Annotated in this window: 15 protein-coding genes; 6 read left to right on the forward strand and 9 right to left on the reverse strand. The window is 65.4% G+C overall.

Going from position 1 to position 16,283, the window contains the following annotated elements; genetic code table 11:
* The first annotated feature begins 49 nt into the window (after positions 1-49).
* Both P6U25_RS32010 and P6U25_RS32015 read left to right on the forward strand, forming a co-directional pair.
* Entirely contained in the window at positions 50-1,006 is a 957-nt protein-coding gene (locus P6U25_RS32010; protein WP_407148730.1) for a carbohydrate ABC transporter permease, read from the forward strand.
* Between the two features lie 46 nt (positions 1,007-1,052).
* Complete coding sequence (locus P6U25_RS32015; protein ID WP_407152670.1) at positions 1,053-1,895, forward strand: carbohydrate ABC transporter permease; 843 nt, start codon at positions 1,053-1,055, stop codon at positions 1,893-1,895.
* Positions 1,896-2,070: 175 nt separating this feature from the next.
* Here P6U25_RS32015 and P6U25_RS32020 read toward each other — a convergent pair whose 3' ends face one another.
* From P6U25_RS32020 to P6U25_RS32045, 6 genes are all read right to left on the reverse strand, one after another.
* Complete coding sequence (locus P6U25_RS32020) at positions 2,071-2,898, reverse strand: TonB family protein (RefSeq protein WP_407148731.1); 828 nt, start codon at positions 2,896-2,898, stop codon at positions 2,071-2,073.
* Positions 2,898-3,344, reverse strand: a complete 447-nt coding sequence (exbD, locus tag P6U25_RS32025) for a TonB system transport protein ExbD (RefSeq protein WP_407148732.1) — start codon at positions 3,342-3,344, stop codon at positions 2,898-2,900. The genes P6U25_RS32020 and exbD overlap by 1 nt, the downstream gene beginning before the upstream one ends.
* Positions 3,345-3,347: 3 nt before the next feature.
* Positions 3,348-4,076, reverse strand: a complete 729-nt coding sequence (exbB, locus tag P6U25_RS32030; RefSeq protein WP_407152671.1) for a tonB-system energizer ExbB — start codon at positions 4,074-4,076, stop codon at positions 3,348-3,350.
* Between the two features lie 86 nt (positions 4,077-4,162).
* On the reverse strand, positions 4,163-4,672 hold the full coding sequence (gene hutX / locus P6U25_RS32035) for a heme utilization cystosolic carrier protein HutX (RefSeq protein ID WP_407148733.1): 510 nt from the start codon (positions 4,670-4,672) through the stop codon (positions 4,163-4,165).
* 11 nt (positions 4,673-4,683) lie between these two features.
* Entirely contained in the window at positions 4,684-5,019 is a 336-nt protein-coding gene (locus P6U25_RS32040; protein ID WP_407148734.1) for an antibiotic biosynthesis monooxygenase family protein, read from the reverse strand.
* Between the two features lie 138 nt (positions 5,020-5,157).
* Positions 5,158-7,458, reverse strand: coding sequence for a TonB-dependent hemoglobin/transferrin/lactoferrin family receptor (locus tag P6U25_RS32045; RefSeq protein WP_407148735.1), 2,301 nt, complete (start codon positions 7,456-7,458; stop codon positions 5,158-5,160).
* Between the two features lie 311 nt (positions 7,459-7,769).
* Between P6U25_RS32045 and P6U25_RS32050 the strand changes: the two genes are divergently transcribed.
* From P6U25_RS32050 to P6U25_RS32065, 4 genes are read left to right on the forward strand one after another with little or no spacing between them, the layout of a single operon-like run.
* Positions 7,770-7,976, forward strand: coding sequence for a hemin uptake protein HemP (locus tag P6U25_RS32050; RefSeq protein WP_407148736.1), 207 nt, complete (start codon positions 7,770-7,772; stop codon positions 7,974-7,976).
* Between the two features lie 8 nt (positions 7,977-7,984).
* On the forward strand, positions 7,985-8,935 hold the full coding sequence (locus tag P6U25_RS32055) for a hemin ABC transporter substrate-binding protein (protein WP_407152672.1): 951 nt from the start codon (positions 7,985-7,987) through the stop codon (positions 8,933-8,935).
* Positions 8,932-10,032, forward strand: a complete 1,101-nt coding sequence (locus tag P6U25_RS32060) for a FecCD family ABC transporter permease (protein WP_407148737.1) — start codon at positions 8,932-8,934, stop codon at positions 10,030-10,032. Before P6U25_RS32055 ends, P6U25_RS32060 begins: the two co-directional genes overlap by 4 nt.
* Entirely contained in the window at positions 10,029-10,820 is a 792-nt protein-coding gene (locus P6U25_RS32065) for a heme ABC transporter ATP-binding protein (RefSeq protein ID WP_407148738.1), read from the forward strand. The genes P6U25_RS32060 and P6U25_RS32065 overlap by 4 nt, the downstream gene beginning before the upstream one ends.
* Before the next feature lie 128 nt (positions 10,821-10,948).
* Here P6U25_RS32065 and P6U25_RS32070 read toward each other — a convergent pair whose 3' ends face one another.
* The 3 genes from P6U25_RS32070 to serA form a co-directional block, all read right to left on the reverse strand.
* A complete protein-coding gene (locus P6U25_RS32070) occupies positions 10,949-12,613 on the reverse strand; it encodes a mucoidy inhibitor MuiA family protein (RefSeq protein WP_407148739.1) in 1,665 nt (554 codons plus the stop codon).
* A 463-nt stretch (positions 12,614-13,076) separates the two neighbouring features.
* Positions 13,077-14,249, reverse strand: coding sequence for a thiolase family protein (locus tag P6U25_RS32075; RefSeq protein ID WP_407148740.1), 1,173 nt, complete (start codon positions 14,247-14,249; stop codon positions 13,077-13,079).
* 273 nt (positions 14,250-14,522) lie between these two features.
* Positions 14,523-16,112 carry a phosphoglycerate dehydrogenase gene (serA, locus tag P6U25_RS32080; RefSeq protein WP_407148741.1) on the reverse strand — a complete coding sequence of 530 codons (1,590 nt, stop codon included), beginning with the start codon at positions 16,110-16,112 and terminating at the stop codon, positions 14,523-14,525.
* Positions 16,113-16,283 lie beyond the last annotated feature (171 nt).

Here is a 16,283-nt window from a genome sequence, read left to right on the forward strand (position 1 = left end):
CGGCCGGACCCGTTGGCTCCTCGCAATGACGACAGCGCACGAGTATTCAATGTCTGTAACGACCCTGCCATCGCGAGGAATGGCGCTGCGCCAGCCGAACTGGCTGATGCGCCTGTTCGATTATAAACCGTTCCTGGTCGTGGTGTGCCTCACGCCCGCGATCGGCCTGCTCGCGGTGTTCCTGACCTATCCGCTCGGCCTCGGCATCTGGCTCGCCTTCACCGACACCACGATCGGCCGCGGCGGCGTCTATGTGGGGCTGGAGAACTTCCAGTACCTGCTGAGCGATCCCTTGTGGTGGAGCGCTGTGTTCTACAGCATCTTCTACACCGCGGTCGCGACCTTCGGAAAGTTCGCGCTCGGCTTCTGGCTGGCGCTGCTGCTCAACAATCACTTCCCGCTCAAGAGCCTGATCCGCGCCATCGTGCTGCTGCCGTGGATCGTGCCGACCGTGCTGTCGGCGCTGGCCTTCTGGTGGATCTACGATCCGCAATTCTCGATCATCTCCTACGTCCTCGTCGACGTGCTGCATTGGCGCACCACCAACGTCGATTTTCTCGGCTCGCCCTGGCCGGCGCGGTTCTCGCTGATCGCGGCCAATATCTGGCGCGGCATCCCGTTCGTCGCGATCTCGCTGCTGGCCGGATTGCAGACCATCTCGCCTTCGCTCTATGAGGCCGCGATGCTCGACGGCGCCACTGCCTGGCAGCGCTTCCGCTACATCACCTTCCCGATGATGATGCCGATCCTGGCGATCGTGATGACGTTCTCCATCATCTTCACCTTCACCGATTTCCAGCTCGTCTACGCCATCACCCGCGGCGGTCCGGTCAATTCGACCCACCTGCTCGCGACGCTGGCGTTCCAGCGCGGCATCGCCGGCGGCGAGCTCGGCGAGGGCGCAGCGATCGCGGTGTCGATGATCCCGTTCCTCGTGTTCGCGACGCTGTTCAGCTACTTCGGCCTCGCACGCCGCAAATGGCAGCAGGGAGAAGCCAATGACTGACGTCGCAGCCCAATCGAGCAACGTCGGCAGCGCCACGCCCGACACGATGGCATGGGATTCCCGCGCGCGGCGCGCGGTGATGATCTATCTGCCGCTGGCCTGCTTCGTCGTGATCCTGCTGTTTCCGTTTTACTGGATGGCAATCACCTCGTTCAAACCCAACGCGGAGCTGCTGAACTACAAGGAGCACAACCCGTTCTGGATCACCTCGCCGACGCTCGCGCATATCAAGCATCTGCTGTTCGACACCGACTATCCGCGCTGGCTGAAGACGACGATGGTGGTCGCGATCGGCTCGACCTTCCTGTCGCTGTTCGCCTCGACGCTCGCCGCTTACGCGATCGAGCGGCTGCGCTTCCGCGGCAGCCCCTATGTCGGCCTCGGCATCTACCTCGCCTATCTGGTGCCGCCGTCGATCCTGTTCATTCCGCTCGCCACCGTGATCGTGCAGTTCGGCCTGTTCGACTCACCGATGGCGCTGATCCTGGTCTATCCGACCTTCCTGGTGCCGTTCTGCACCTGGCTTCTGATCGGCTATTTCAAGTCGATCCCCTACGAGCTCGAGGAATGCGCGCTGGTCGACGGCGCAACACGGCTGCAGATCCTGCGGCGGATCACGCTGCCGCTCGCGGTGCCCGGCCTGATCTCGGCCGGCATCTTCTCCTTCACGCTGTCCTGGAACGAGTTCATCTACGCGCTCGCCTTCATCCAGAGCGGCGCCAACAAGACCGTTCCGGTCGCGATCCTGACCGAGCTGATCACCGGCGACGTCTATCAGTGGGGCGCGCTGATGGCAGGCTCGCTGCTCGGCTCGCTGCCGGTGGCGCTGTTCTATTCGCTGTTCGTCGACTACTACGTGTCGTCGCTGACCGGCGCGGTGAAGGAGTAGCCAAGCGGTCATCAGATCGGAGCGGGCACACTCCATCTTCGTCATGCTGAGGTGCGAGCGAAGCGAGCCTCGAAGCATGCACGGCCGCAGTCGGGCCGTCGCCCTTCGAGACGGCCGCTTCGCAGCCTCCTCAGGGTGACGGTGAGAGGGATTGCGCAGACCGAGTAGATCCGCACTACCTCGGCACAAAGGCGACCGGCACGCTGAAGGCCATCGAACCTTGCGTTATCTCCGTCGGAAACGCCGGAAACGGCTGGGCCTGGCGAACCATCGCCAGTGCCCGTGCATCGAAGGTCGCATTGCCCGAAGAGCCGCTGAGGCGGCTCGACAGCACCTGTCCGCCGCGTCCCAACGTGAAGCTCAAATGGACCACGCCGCGCTGGCCGTTGCTGCCGGGCGGATAGGAGTGGAAGCGCATCAGATGCGCGCGGACGCGCTGGTTGTAGGCGGCGACTGCCGATGCGGATGCACCTGCGCTAATCGATGACGCCATCGGCGCCCGACGCTCGGCGCGCGACGGCGCGCTGGTGCGCGGCGCGGGCACAGAATCCGACGGATGCTTGGCCTCGCGGCGAACCACCTTCGGCTTCACCGGTGCCGGCTTCTGCTCAGGTGCAACCTTCGCAGGCTCCGCCTTCGGCGGCGCGGCTTGCTGCGTCGGCTCCGGCGGCGCGACCACGTCGGGCTTTTCCTGCGGCGGTGTCGGCGCGATCTGCTCCTGCACGGGCTGCGCAGCCATGGGCTCCGGCGGCGCGGCATCCGCTTCCTGCATGACGGGGCCTGGCGGCTTCTCTGCGGGCGTGATCTCGGGCGCCGAAGTGATCGGCGTCAGGTCCACCAGGACAGTCGGCACCGCGACGCCCGGCGGCGGCGCGGACGCCCAGGTCAGGCCGAGCGCGATGACTGCAGCATGTATCACGAGGATCGCAACGGCCGAGAGGCCCCAGCAACGCAGCCCAGCCTCATCGCCCGTGTCGTGCAGCGCAAAGGCGTTCATCGACATCAGCTTCGCCCGTCGAGGCCGACCAGCGCGATCTTGAGATAGCCGGCATTGCGCAGCAGATTCATCACCTCCATCAGGTCGCCGTAGCTGACCGCCTTGTCGGCGCGCAGGAAGATGCGCTCGTCCCGGTTGCCCTGGGTGGCACCGTCGAGTGTCATTGTCAGCGCATCGCGCGTGATCACGTCCTCGCCGACCGCGACCGAGAGATCCGGCTTCACGGTGACGAACACCGGCTTATCCGGGCGCGGCTGCGGCTCGGCGGTGCTGGCGGGCAGGTCGACGCCGAGATCGACGGTGGCGAGCGGCGCGGCCACCATGAAGATGACGAGCAGCACCAGCATCACGTCGATGAACGGCGTGACGTTGATCTCGTGCGCCTCGACGAGCTCGTCGTCTGTGCGACGCCGGCCACCGAGCGCGCCGCTGGAGCCGAGCTTCGCGCCCATCTCCTACTCCGCCGCATGCGCCAGCCGAAGCAGGCTGCGATCGCCCTCCCGGCTGACCAGCAGCATCACCATCGCGGAGGCATCGCCGAGTAGCGCGCGATGCGCCGCGATCACCCGCGTCAGGTGATTATAGATCACCACCGCCGGGATCGCCGCGACCAGGCCGAGCGCGGTCGCCAGCAACGCTTCCGCGATGCCCGGCGCGACCACCGCGAGATTGGTGGTGTGGGCCTCGGAGATGCCGATGAAGGCGTTCATGATGCCCCAGACCGTGCCGAACAGGCCGACGAACGGCGCGGTGGCGCCGATCGTGGCGAGCACGCCGGTGCCCCGCGCGATCTGCCGAGACATTGCCGCTTCCACCCGTTCGAGCCGGAGCGCGATGCGCTCCTTGAGGCCATCATCGAACAGGCCGCCGGACAGCGTCGCCTCGCGCGCCGCGGACCGGATGATCTGCGCCACTGCATCGCTGCCGTCGCGGCTCGCCTGCTCGACCTCGGCAAGCCGGGTATCGCGCTCGAGCAGGCCGATCCGCTGCCTGACGATCGCGGTCTTGCGCCTGATCTCGACGGTCTTGGCGAGCCAGATCGTCCAGGTGACGAGGGAGGCGAAGGCGAGCCCGATCATCACGGCCTTCACCACGATGTCGGCATTCTGGAACATGCCCCAGGGCGACAGATTGCGCGGCAGCAGTGCGGTGTCGGTCGCAGCATCGCTCACATCAGGTGGCATGACGCCGAGCACGGCGACTGCTACCGTCCAGATGCTTCGCCCGAGCCATCGCTGCGACATGATCGCCTCCCGTCCCTATCCGGTTATCAGCCCATTCTTGGCAACAGCCGATCTGCCAGCGCGTGGAAGCGCCGGAGCTGGTCGCCGCGCAGCGCGCGCGTTTCGTCGCGGCCGACGAACACCTTGAACATGAAGCCGCCGGCCGAATTGATGAAGGCGATGAACGCCGACGCCTTACCCATGAACGGACGCTCGACGAAGGCGATCGCCGCGCAGCGGTCGTGACGGAGATGGCCGTGCAGGCCTTTCGGCTGTATCAGGTTGAAGTAGCCGCGACCGACCTCACCTGTCGGAATCGCGCCGGTGAACTCGAAGATCGCATCCTCAGTGTGCACGATCAGCGTCACCTCGCCCCACTCGGCGATGTCCTGCATCGCGGCTGCGAATTCGCCGGCGCCGATCCGGACCATGCCGTCCGGCAGCGCCTCGAGCACCGCGCGCGGCGTGACCTTGCGCTCGCGCGCGACGTCCTCGATCACAGCACCGGGATTGGCGGCCATATAAGCTTTCAGCTCCGCAAGCTCGGTCGAGAGCACGGGCACCTCCACTACGCCGCAGCGTTTTTCGCCCGTTCGGTGATCAGCACCTCGAATCCTTCGAACTTGGGGTGGCCGAGATAGAGACTGCCGCCGGTCTCGTTACCGGCGCGGGAGTGGGCACGGCGGAACGCCTCGGACTTGGTCCAGGCCTCGAACGCGGCCTTGTCCGCCCACACCGTATGGGTCGCATAGAGCGTGTGGTCCTCGGCCTCGGGGCCCTTCACCAGGTGAAACTCGATGAAGCCCGGCAAATCGCCGAGATAGGATTCCCGCGTCTTCCAGACCGTCTCGAATGCTTCCTCCGAGCCCTTCTTCACCTGAAACCGGTTCATTGCGATGAACATGAAAGAGTTCTCCTGTTGGCGGCGGACGCCTTTCGCGATCCTGCCGGTTGATCTCGTTGATAACATGAACGCGCCAAGGCCGCGCTGGGGGCACCAGCGCGGCCGGAGCAACCTGGATGGAAGGATCGGCTCGTCGCGTCACGCTCCACCGAGGTGAATCTTCAGCCCGGCCTTGTAAACGGTGCCCGGACCAGGGCTCGAGAACAACACGTCGTTCTGCGTGGTGCCGTCGGTCGAACTGCCCGGGATCGCGTAGGGCCGATAGTACTGGTTCAAGAGGTTGTCGACCGACGCCGTGAAGGTGATGTCCTTGGTGGCGTTCCAGGTCAGATAGAGATTGACGAGGTCATAGGCCGTCGAGGGGAGATAGCCCGCCGGAAGATCGTTATTGGCGCCGAATGACGACCACTGCGCCGCGACCGTCAACGTGCGGTCGAGCAGACGCACGCCCGCCGTCGTCGTCACCTTGCGCGGCGTGATCGTAGCGAGACCGATATTGGTCTGGGTGTTCTTGCCGCGCATCAGATGGCCGCTGACGCCAAGGAACCAGGTGCCGGCGTCGTACATCGTCTCCGCCTCGATTCCCTCGATGCGGGCATGTGCGATGTTCTGGTATTGGTAGAACTGGCTGAAGGAGCCGAACGGCGGCACCGGGGTCGGCGTCGAGGCGACCAGATCGATATAGCCGTCGACATCGTTGCGGAACACGTTGATCTTGCCGCGGAACGTATCGCCGGCCGAGAAGATGCCGTCATACTTCAGGTTGACGCCGGCTTCCTTGTTCTTGCCGACCTCGGGCCGCAGGCCGGGATTCGGCAGGAAGCAGAACAGGCCGCTGGTGCCGTCGGGGCAGTTGAACAGCGCAGGGCCGCCGCCGGTAGCGTGGCCGCCGGCAATCAGCGTCTCGGTGATCGACGGCGCGCGATAGCCCTCGGCGTAGCTGACATAGGGCGTGAAGCCCGCGACCGGCGTGACGCCGACCGTGATCTTCGGCGAGAAGCGATCGCCGCTGGTCGAGGTGTTGAAGGAACTGAGATCGTAGCGGTCGTACCTGACGGCACTGACGATTTCTAGCCAGCTCGAATAATTCTGCTTCAACTGGACGAAGCCGCCGGACACCGTGCGCTGCCCGCTGGGGGTCGTGATGTTGGAGTTGCCGCGGCTGTCGAAAGTCTGGACATCGTCACGGAAGGCATCGAAGCCATAGGTAACGGCATTGCGCCATTCGCCGATGTCGAAGCGCGAGGTGTTGTTGACGTCGAGGCCGACCGTATCGAGCGAATAGCCGCGCTTGTCGCCAACGCATCCCGAGATGTTGTTGCCGGCAATGCCCGCCCCGCAATAGGCCGAGCCTGACGTGCTGTAGTGGTAGGTCTTGGTCTGATCGTTGTCGGTGCGGTTGCCGTAGACCGAGATGTTCCAGTCGAACAACATGTCGTCCGGCCTGGAGTATTTCCAGCTCAGCGTACCCGTGTAATTCCTGACGTCGGACGCGTAGACTGACGAGCCCTGATACAGCGCGCGCTGCGCCGCGGTCAGCACCGGGCCGCGATTGAACTGGCCGATGTCATACTGATAATCCTGGAATACGCCGCCGAGCTTGATCTCGTGGCCCTCGGCGGGGCGGATCGTCACCTTCATCAGGCCGCCGGCGATCTCGTTGCCGGTGTTGCCGATCTCGGTGCCCGAGCCGTCCTTGTAATTGCCCTGGGTACGATAGACGGCGCCGCCGAACACATCGACATTGGGATCGACCCGCACGCCGCCGAACACCGAGCCCAAGCCGCGATCCCGGTTGGTGCCGTAGGAGCCCGACATGTCAACGCCCCAGCGCTCGCCGGGACGCAGCACATCGTCGATATCCTTGGTACGGAACGAGACCACGCCGCCGATCGCGCCGGAGCCGTTGATGTTCGCGGTCGGACCGCGCACCACATCGACGCCGCCGATCAACTCGGGATCGAGGAAGAACGAGCCGTTGGCGTTGTGGCCGGTGCGCTGATAGTTCTGCCGCGCGCCGTCGACGACCACGGCGACACGGCCGAAGTCTTGCAGGCCGCGGATGTTGATGACGGTCGACGGATCGTCGCCGCGCTCCTGGACCGAGACGCCAGGCACATTATAGAAGATGTCGGACAGCCGGTTCGGCTGCAGGCCCTGAATCTTCTCCAGCGTGACGACGCTCACCGGCGCCAGCGCGTCGATCGCGCGCTCATCGGTCTTGTTCGCAACCGCCGTGATGGTGTCGAGCGATTGCACCGGCACCGCGCCGATCTGCGCCCGGGCATTGATAGGTGAAGTCGCGGTCTGCTGCTCGGCCGGCGGCTTCGCCGGCTTGCGCTTCGCCTGCTTGGGCAGCGCCGACGTGGGCCGCGCGGCCGACGGATCAGCGGTCTGGGCAAGACTGCCCTCCGACATGGTTGCCGCAAATGAAAACATTGACGCGCCCACAATCAGGGCGCGCGAATACTTAGCCCCGTCAGCCATACCAGCCCCAGCCCGATGATCGCTTGTTGGTTTGGCTGGCGTGCGCTCGGCAACGTGCGAGCGGCTTGCTGGCTAACGATGTCATTGCGATGCGAGCCACCCGCCCGCATCGTGTGACGATTGGTTACGTGCCGGCAACAAAGCGGTCAAGAATGCGGCGACGCTGTTTACATCGATTGTAAAGTGCGGCCGTTGGAATGCACCGTGGCCCGCTTATACAAACATATAACATCCGAAAAATTCGAAGTCGCAGCACCAGGACAATGTCGGAAGCTTCCGGAGACAACAGCGGCGCGGCCGGAAGGCCTACGGAAAACGCTTCGAGCGCAGCTAAAACCCTGATCATGCGCGGAAATCGCATCGACAGCCGCGACCTGTTTGCAGCGGAGCGCGAGATCATCATCGCGCATGGCGAAGAGAATTACCGATTGCGGCTGACGTCGCAGAACAAGCTGATCCTCACCAAGTGACATCAATGATGACAATTTGCCGCACGCTCGCCCTGCTCACGCTCTGCTGCCTGCTGTCACCGGAGATGGCGACCGCCGAGGGTCTCACCGTGCACGACGCCCGCGACCGCGACGTCGTGATCGACGACCCCTCGCGGATCGTCTCGATCGGCGGCGCGATCACCGAGATCCTCTATGCGCTCGGTTTCGAGGACCGCATTGCCGGCATCGACTCGACCAGCCTCTATCCCCCGACTGCGCTGCACGAGAAGCCCGACGTCGGCTACATGCGCCAGTTGTCGCCCGAGGGCGTGCTCGGCCTTCACCCAACGCTGGTGCTGGCGGTGCAGGGCTCCGGTCCGAAGGAGACCATCGACGTGCTGGAGGCTGCCAAGGTGCCGCTGGTGCTGGTGCCCGAGACGTTCTCCGAGGCTGGGCTCGTCGAGAAGATCAAGGTAGTCGGGCATGCCATGGCTGCCGATCGGCGCGCCGCCTGCCTGAGCGCGGCGGTGGAGACCGATCTCGCGCAATTGCGTGCGCTGCGCGCCAGGGTGACGAACCCGGTACGCGTAATGTTCGTGATGTCGCTGTTGAACGGGCGCGCCATGGCCGCAGGTCACAAGACCGCGGCGGACGAGATCATCCAGCTCGCCGGCGCCGTCAACGCGATCGACGGCTATGACGGCTACAAGCCGATCAACGACGAAGCCATCGTGGCGGCGAAGCCCGATGTCGTGCTCTCGATCGACCGCGGCAAAGACTCGCTCAGCGCCCAATCGATCTTCGGCCATCCGGCCTTCGCGCTGACGCCGGTCGCTGCCAACAAGACCTTCATCTCGATGGAAGGGCTTTACCTGCTCGGCTTCGGGCCGCGCACTGCCGCGGCGGCGCGCGATCTCTCACTCAAGCTCTATCCAGAGCTGGCGCCGCAGGGCGAGACCTTCAAGCCCGCCGTCCTGACGGCCAACTGCCGGCAATGAGCGTGCTGGCCGAAGGCCGTCCGCACGGGACGAAACGCCGGGTCGGCGCTGCGCTGCGGCCTGCGGCCTCGCTCACGCTTGCTTGCCTGCTCGCCGCCCTGGCCGGCACCGCCCTGGTCGCACTGACCGTCGGTGCCGCAGGCATTCCGCTGGCGCGGCTGCCCGCGGCGCTCGGCCTGTGGATCGACGACGGCACCAACCCGCTCGTCGCACGCGACCAGCTCGTGCTGTGGTCGATCCGGATTCCGCGGATCGCGGCGGCCGCGATGATCGGCGGCCTGCTCGCCGTCTCCGGCGCGATCATGCAGGGCCTGTTCCGCAATCCGCTCGCCGATCCGGCGCTGGTCGGCGTCTCCTCGGGCGGCGCCCTTGCCGCCGCCGCGGCGATCGTATTCACCGACAGCCAGCTCGGCGAGACCCTGCGCGTCCTGCAAAACCAGCTATTGCCGATCGCAGCGTTCGGCGGCTCACTGCTCACGACCATGATCCTCTATGCCATCGCCAGCCGCAGCGGACGGACCTCGATTGCGATCTTCCTGCTAGCGGGACTTGCGATCGCCGCGATCGCCAATGCCGGCATCGGGCTGCTGGTGTTCGCCGCCGACGATCGCCAGCTCCGCGACATCACGTTCTGGCTGCTGGGATCACTGAGCGGCGCGACCTGGGCCAAGGTCACGACACTGGCGCCGGTGCTGGCGATCGCTGTTGTCGCATGCCTCTCGATCGCGCGCGGGCTCGACGTGCTGGTGCTCGGTGAAGCCGAGGCATTCCACAGCGGTGTCGACGTCGAACGGCTGAAGCGCACCTCGATCGTGCTGGTGTCGGCAATGACCGGCGTCGCGGTCTCGGTCTGCGGCGTGGTCGGCTTCGTCGGCATCGTGGTGCCGCATCTGTTGCGGCTCGTGATCGGGCCGTCGCATCGTCTGCTGCTTCCGGCCTCCGCGCTTTCGGGCGCGATCCTGCTGGTCGGCGCCGATACGGTGGCACGTACCGTCGTCGCGCCGGCGGAGATGCCAATCGGTATCCTGACCGCGGCGATCGGCGCGCCGTTCTTCCTCGCGATGCTGCTGCGCCAGCGCGGATTGGTCTCGCTGTGACCGACCTGCTCGAGGCAAAGGCGGTGTCGATCGCGGTCGGCGGCACGACCCTGGTCGATGCGGTATCGCTGCAGATCGGCGCCGGCGAGATGGTCGCGATCGCAGGTCCCAACGGGGCCGGCAAGTCGACCCTGCTGCGCATGCTATCCGGCGATCTCCGCCCATCGCGGGGGACGGTCCGCCTCAAGCAGCGCGACATCCACGCCTACGGGCCGCGCGCGCTCGCGCAGCACCGCGCTGTGCTGTCGCAGCACGTCAACGTCAGCTTTCCGTTCACGGTCGAGGAAATCGTCACCATGGGCGCCGGCGAGAGCCCGCGCGCCGGGGCTCGCGGGCTGGTCGAGGCCGCGCTGGACGAAGTGGGCCTGGCGCATTTCCGCGCCCGGCAACTGCCGACGCTGTCGGGCGGCGAGCAGCAGCGCGCGCATTTCGCCCGCGTGCTGGTGCAGCTCGCCTGTGGTGAAGCAAAGCACGGCCCCGGCCTACTGCTATTGGATGAACCGACCTCGAGTCTCGATTTGCGGCACCAGCTCGATCTTGTCGAGACCGCACGGCGACGCGCGCAGCGCGGCACCACCGTGATCGCGATCCTGCACGACCTTAATCTCGCAATGCGATTCGCCGACCGCATCCTGCTGCTGCATCGCGGCCGCCTCGCCATCGACGGCGACCGCACCACCGCGATGCAGCCCGAGACGATCAGGCAGATCTTCGAGATCGACGCCGCGATCCAGCACACCGACCAGGGCGTGCCATTCCTGCTGCCGCAAACCATGCGGCCGATCTAGCCTATAACGGTTCAGCGGAAAGCGTTTCCGTCATTTCTCCAATTGCTGTGGGATGGATTGCTTCGCCGCGAAGCCTCCAGCGCGTCTTGGCGCGACCCGTTGGCTTCCGCAACGACGCAACAAGAGCGCTAGCCCGCCGGCACCATCACGACGCCCTTGTCCTTCGGCCAGCGCATCCGCCATGCGAAATTGATGTCTCTGACCTCACCGGGCTTGGCCTCGAACGCCCATTCCAGCACGCCGCGCTTGTCGCGCAGATTGGTGGTGGTCGCGGGCGTGCTTGACGGCAACATCTCGACCACGATGTCGTTGGTCTCGCTGACCGGCAATTGATCGAGGATCGCGACCTTGACCGGGAAATCGTGACCGTTGCGCACCGTGGTCTTGAACGCACGCTCCTCGGTCTTCGACGTCGTCACGATGAGCCCGGCTGAGCCTTCGTTGCGCTTCACCACCGTGCGCTCGATCTTGACCTTGTCGTCGGCGCCGAAGCCGAGCCGCACCGTCTCGTCCTTCGCGGTCGCCGCCATCTGGCCCCGGCCGACGAAGATGCCGTCACGGTAGATCGACACCCGCCCCGGCAGCAGCGGCGCGTCGTCGCTCTGCACAAAGCTCGCCTCGAGGAACGCGGTGGGATCGATCACCGGGACGGCGCGGATCGCGAGATCCGGCACGATCACAGCCGTCGAGATCCGCAGGCTTTTTGCACTCTCATTTGCCGCGACACTGACGCGTCCCGGAATCCTGAAGGTAGCCTGGAAGGCACCAATCTCGGCGGTCGCCTCGCGCTCCTCGGCATGTTTGCGAAGCGAGGCCTCGCCCTGCTCGACCTCCGGTGCCGGCGCAAGCGCCGAGCGCTGCATGCTGTCCAATGCCTTGGCTGCCGCCATCGGTCGCGGTGGTAGCGGATACTGCACGATCAGCGAATTGAGGTCGGGCGCATTGCCGCCACGCGCGACGCGGACGGTGGAGACGCCGAGCGTGACGTTCGACCAGTCCTCCCCGGTCGCTTGCGTGATTTCGGCGCGGCGCACCAGCTCCATCGCCGGCTTGCGATCCTTCGCGCCGGTATCGAGTCTGGCGTCATAAAGCGGGGTCCAGCGCGCGTTGGGCACCGAATAGGTCACCCGCAGCGTCGCCCTGGTCGCGGCCGTGGCGGCGACGTCGATCCGCACCTCGAGCTTGCTCGGCGGCTTGGCGGCGCGGTCGGCTTCGAGCCGCGCGACCTCGCGGTCGATGTCGCGTTGCTTGCGCTTGGCGTCACGGATCGTGCTGTCAGCGGTTGCGACTTCGTCCGCGACGGCCGCGAATGCGGCGCGCCATTCGCTCACCGGGCGCGCCTCGCCCTTTTCGCCGAGGCCGGCCGGCGAGGCCTCGGCAAAGCGGGTCGCGAACTTGCGCCGCGCCTCGGCGGCCGCAATCGCGCCCTGCAGATCGGCGCGTTCATCCTTCAGCGCCTCGATGCGCTTGTCGATCTCCGGCAGGTTGGCCGGCGCGATCTTACGCGACTCGCGCGTGTCGATCGCACCGATCGACAGCCTGGCAGCCGCCTCACCTTCGACCCGCAACGAGGACGGATCGAGCAACAGCGGGAAATCCTTCGCGACCAGCGTATTGTCGCCGGCAGGCAGGTCCAGTGTGATGACTCGAGTAACGCTCGCGCCATCGGGATAAACGGTGACCGCGTCGATATTCGAGGTCGCGTCGAGATCGGCCGCATGGAGCGGCCCGGCGGCCAGGGCAGTGACCAGCACCAGGCTGGTGGTCACCAGACAATTCGCAATCAATCGCATTGATATCCCTCCGAGAAACATCGCGTGGCACGCGAGGCGCGAAGGTGCGCCGGCGTCGCGGAGCACGCTTGCTCGTGGTGAGACGCGACGAAGAAGCGACTGGTTCGATTGAGGTTTCGGTGCGGCGTGACGATGGCGCGATGGCGGCCGCTGGATGGCGCAGCGGCGGCGGGACCTGCCAACATCTCCCGCACGGTCGTCATTGCGAGCCAACGGGTCGCGCGAACGCGCGCCTGATGACAGGCTCCGCGACGTGTCCGCCGAAGCCTTTGGCGAAGGCGGAAGCAAGCCACGGCTTCACGTATGCGGGACAGTGGATTGCTCCGTCGCTTCAGCGCAAAATTGCTTTGCAATTTTGTCGCGAGCTCCTCGCAATGACGGCTGAGAATGCATGTCACAAAAAAACACGGCGCCCGAAGGCGCCGTGCTGTCGTCGTCCGAACGTCTCAGCCGAGCCGAGACCTCAGCTATAGATCTCGAACAGGCCCGCGCCGCCCTGGCCGCCGCCGATGCACATGGTCACGACGCCCCACTTGGCCTTGCGGCGACGGCCTTCCTGCAGCAGGTGGCCGGTGAGACGTGCGCCGGTCATGCCGAAGGGATGGCCGATCGCGATCGAGCCGCCGTTGACATTGTACTTCTCGGGATCGATGCCGAGCTTGTCGCGCGAATAGAGGCACTGGCTGGCGAACGCCTCGTTGAGCTCCCAGAGATCGATGTCGTCGATCTTCAGGCCGTGCCGCTTCAGGAGCTTCGGCACCGCGTAGATCGGACCGATGCCCATCTCGTCGGGCTCGCAGCCGGCCGAGGCCCAGGCGACGAACCGGCCCATCGGATTGAGACCGCGCTTCTCGGCGTCCTTGGCTTCCATCAGCACCACGGCGGCGGCGCCGTCGGAGAGCTGGCTGGCGTTGCCGGCGGTAATGTACTTGCCCGGACCCTTCACCGGCTCGAGCTTGGCGAGACCCTCCAGCGTGGTCTCGGGACGGTTGCACTCGTCGCGATCGACGACGTAGTCCTTGATGCTCTCTTCCTTGGTGACCTTGTCGACCACCTTCATCCTGGTCTTCATCGGGACGATTTCGTCCCTGAACTTGTTGGCCTGCTGCGCGGCCGCCATGCGACGCTGCGACTCCAGCGAATACTCGTCCTGGTATTCACGGCTGACCTTGTAGCGCTCGGCGACGATGTCGGCGGTGTCGATCATCGCCATGAAGATGTCGGGCGCGGTCTTGAGCAGATCCGGATCGATCGATTCCTTCGGCGAGCCGCCGCCAGGAATCGAAATGCTCTCGACGCCGCCGGCGACGATGCAGTCCGAGCCGTCGGAGCGGATCGAGTTAGCGGCCATCGCGATGGTCTGCAGGCCCGACGAGCAGAAGCGGTTCACCGAGACGCCGGCGGTCGACTTCGGCAGGCCGGCGAGCAGCGCCGCCTGGCGGCCGATGTTCGGCGCGCCATGCGCGCAATTGCCGAGGTAGCAATCCTCGACATACTCCTTGTCGACGCCGGCGCGATCGACAGCGTGCTTGATCGCGTGCGCAGCGAGCGACATCGGCGGGGTGATGTTGAATCCGCCACGGCCGGACTTCGCCAGGCCGGTGCGCGCATAGGAAACGATTACGGCTTCACGCATAGTTTTCTCCCTTCGAGATGACGGTCATTGTGGCGTGTCATGACCCGTTCGTACACCTAATTTCGGCCGGCACAACAAGAATACCGGATGCCTGCCGACGACAAACGCCGCCTCCAGGGTCGGAGACGGCGTTCAGTTCCGCAGATCGGAATATCGTTGTGTTTGAAACGTATTTCCCCGTCGTCAATGCCCGGGCTTCCACGTCTTTCAGCGCGGACCTCAAGCAAGACGTAGATGGCCGGGTCAAGCCCGGCCATGACAGAGAAGAGGCTTTTAGAAGCTCAGCGCCTTGGCCTGCTTCACCTGCGGCAGCGCCTGCACCTTGGCAAGCACGTCTGCCGGCACCGCGCCGTCGACCTCGACCAGCGCGATGGCGTCGCCGCCCTGCTTGACGCGGCCGAGATGGAAGGTCGCGATGTTGATCTTGGCGTCGCCGAGCAGGCTCGCAAACGCGCCGATGAAGCCCGGCTTGTCCTCGTTGGTGACGTAGATCATCGACTTGCCGAACTCGGCGTCAACGCGGATGCCCTTGATGTCGACGAGGCGCGGCTTGCCATCGGCATAGACGGTACCGGACACCGAACGCACCTGTCGCTCGGTGGTGACGGTGACCGTGATCAGGCTTTCATAGTCGCTCTGCGCGGCGCGCACGACCTCGTCCACCACCATGCCGCGCTCCTTGGCGACGACGGGTGCCGAGACCACGTTGACCTCGCCCAGCATCGGCCGCAGCAGCCCCGACAGCACCGCCGAGGTGATCGCCTTGATCTTCATCTCGCCGACATGGCCCTCATAGGTGATCTGGGTCTTGAGGATGCCGCTCTCGGTGAGCTGGCCGGCGAACGAACCGAGCTTCTCGGCGAGCTCGATGAACGGCTTCAGCTTCGGCGCCTCTTCCGCGGTGATCGAGGGGAAGTTGACGGCGTTCGAGATTGCGCCGGACAACAGGTAATCCGACATCTGCTCGGCGACCTGCAGCGCGACGTTCTCCTGCGCTTCGGTGGTGGAAGCGCCGAGATGCGGAGTGCAGATCACGTTGGGATGGCCGAACAGCACGTTCGCGGTCGCCGGCTCCTCGACGAACACGTCGAAGGCGGCGCCGGCGACATGCTTGGAATTGAGCGCCTCGACCAGCGCCTGCTCGTCGACCAGGCCGCCGCGCGCGCAGTTGATGATGCGAACGCCCTTCTTCATCTTGGCGATCGCGGCCGCGTCGATGATGTTGCGCGTCTTGTCCGTCAGCGGCGTGTGCAGCGTGATGAAATCGGCGCGCTTCAACAGGTCGTCGAGCTCGACCTTCTCGACGCCGATATCCTTGGCGCGCTCCGGCGACAGGAACGGATCGAACGCGATCACCTTCATGCGCAGGCCGAGCGCGCGGTCGGCGACGATCGAGCCGATATTGCCGCAGCCGACCACGCCCAATGTCTTGGCGGTGATCTCGACGCCCATGAAGCGGTTCTTCTCCCACTTGCCGGCCTGGGTCGAGGCATCGGCCTGCGGGATCTCGCGCGCCAGCGCCAGCATCAGGGTAATCGCGTGCTCGGCGGTCGTGATCGAATTGCCGAACGGCGTGTTCATCACGATGATGCCCTTGGCGGTCGCCGCCGGAATCTCGACATTGTCGACGCCGATGCCGGCGCGGCCGATCACCTTCAGCTTCTTGGCCTTCTCGATGATCTTGGCGGTCGCCTTGGTGGCCGAGCGGATCGCGAGGCCGTCATAGTTGCCGATGATCTCGGCAAGCTTCTCCTTGTCCTTGCCGAGGTTGGGCTGGAAGTCGACGTCGACGCCGCGATCCTTGAAGATCTGCACGGCGGCGGGAGACAGCGCGTCGGAAATGAGAACTTTGGGTTTGGACATGTGGATGTTCCTTTGCCCCACAGAGGGAGCAGGCCACTCGGGCCGATGTGGTGAAGTCTCTGATCACTTCTCCCTCTCCCCGTTCTTACGGGGAGAGGGTTGGGGTGAGGGGCAGCCGCGGGCGAGGAACAAGCCGAAAGGGCCCCTCACCCGGATTGCACGGGACGATGC

Origin of the sequence: Bradyrhizobium sp. ORS 86 (assembly GCF_045571475.1) — a bacterium.
In the GTDB taxonomy this organism is placed as follows: Bacteria; Pseudomonadota; Alphaproteobacteria; order Rhizobiales; family Xanthobacteraceae; genus Bradyrhizobium.

Bases quoted from the DNA above. Each gene is read 5' to 3' on its own strand.
- P6U25_RS32010 (WP_407148730.1), top strand. From the start codon at position 50: ATGTCTGTAACGACCCTGCCATCGCGAGGAATGGCGCTGCGCCAGCCG.
- P6U25_RS32015 (WP_407152670.1), top strand. From the start codon at position 1,053: ATGGCATGGGATTCCCGCGCGCGGCGCGCGGTGATGATCTATCTGCCG.
- P6U25_RS32020 (WP_407148731.1), bottom strand. From the start codon at position 2,898: ATGTCGATGAACGCCTTTGCGCTGCACGACACGGGCGATGAGGCTGGG.
- exbD (WP_407148732.1), bottom strand. From the start codon at position 3,344: ATGGGCGCGAAGCTCGGCTCCAGCGGCGCGCTCGGTGGCCGGCGTCGC.
- exbB (WP_407152671.1), bottom strand. From the start codon at position 4,076: ATGCCACCTGATGTGAGCGATGCTGCGACCGACACCGCACTGCTGCCG.
- P6U25_RS32040 (WP_407148734.1), bottom strand. From the start codon at position 5,019: ATGTTCATCGCAATGAACCGGTTTCAGGTGAAGAAGGGCTCGGAGGAA.
- P6U25_RS32045 (WP_407148735.1), bottom strand. From the start codon at position 7,458: ATGTTTTCATTTGCGGCAACCATGTCGGAGGGCAGTCTTGCCCAGACC.
- P6U25_RS32050 (WP_407148736.1), top strand. From the start codon at position 7,770: ATGTCGGAAGCTTCCGGAGACAACAGCGGCGCGGCCGGAAGGCCTACG.
- P6U25_RS32055 (WP_407152672.1), top strand. From the start codon at position 7,985: ATGACAATTTGCCGCACGCTCGCCCTGCTCACGCTCTGCTGCCTGCTG.
- P6U25_RS32060 (WP_407148737.1), top strand. From the start codon at position 8,932: ATGAGCGTGCTGGCCGAAGGCCGTCCGCACGGGACGAAACGCCGGGTC.
- P6U25_RS32070 (WP_407148739.1), bottom strand. From the start codon at position 12,613: ATGCGATTGATTGCGAATTGTCTGGTGACCACCAGCCTGGTGCTGGTC.
- P6U25_RS32075 (WP_407148740.1), bottom strand. From the start codon at position 14,249: ATGCGTGAAGCCGTAATCGTTTCCTATGCGCGCACCGGCCTGGCGAAG.
- serA (WP_407148741.1), bottom strand. From the start codon at position 16,112: ATGTCCAAACCCAAAGTTCTCATTTCCGACGCGCTGTCTCCCGCCGCC.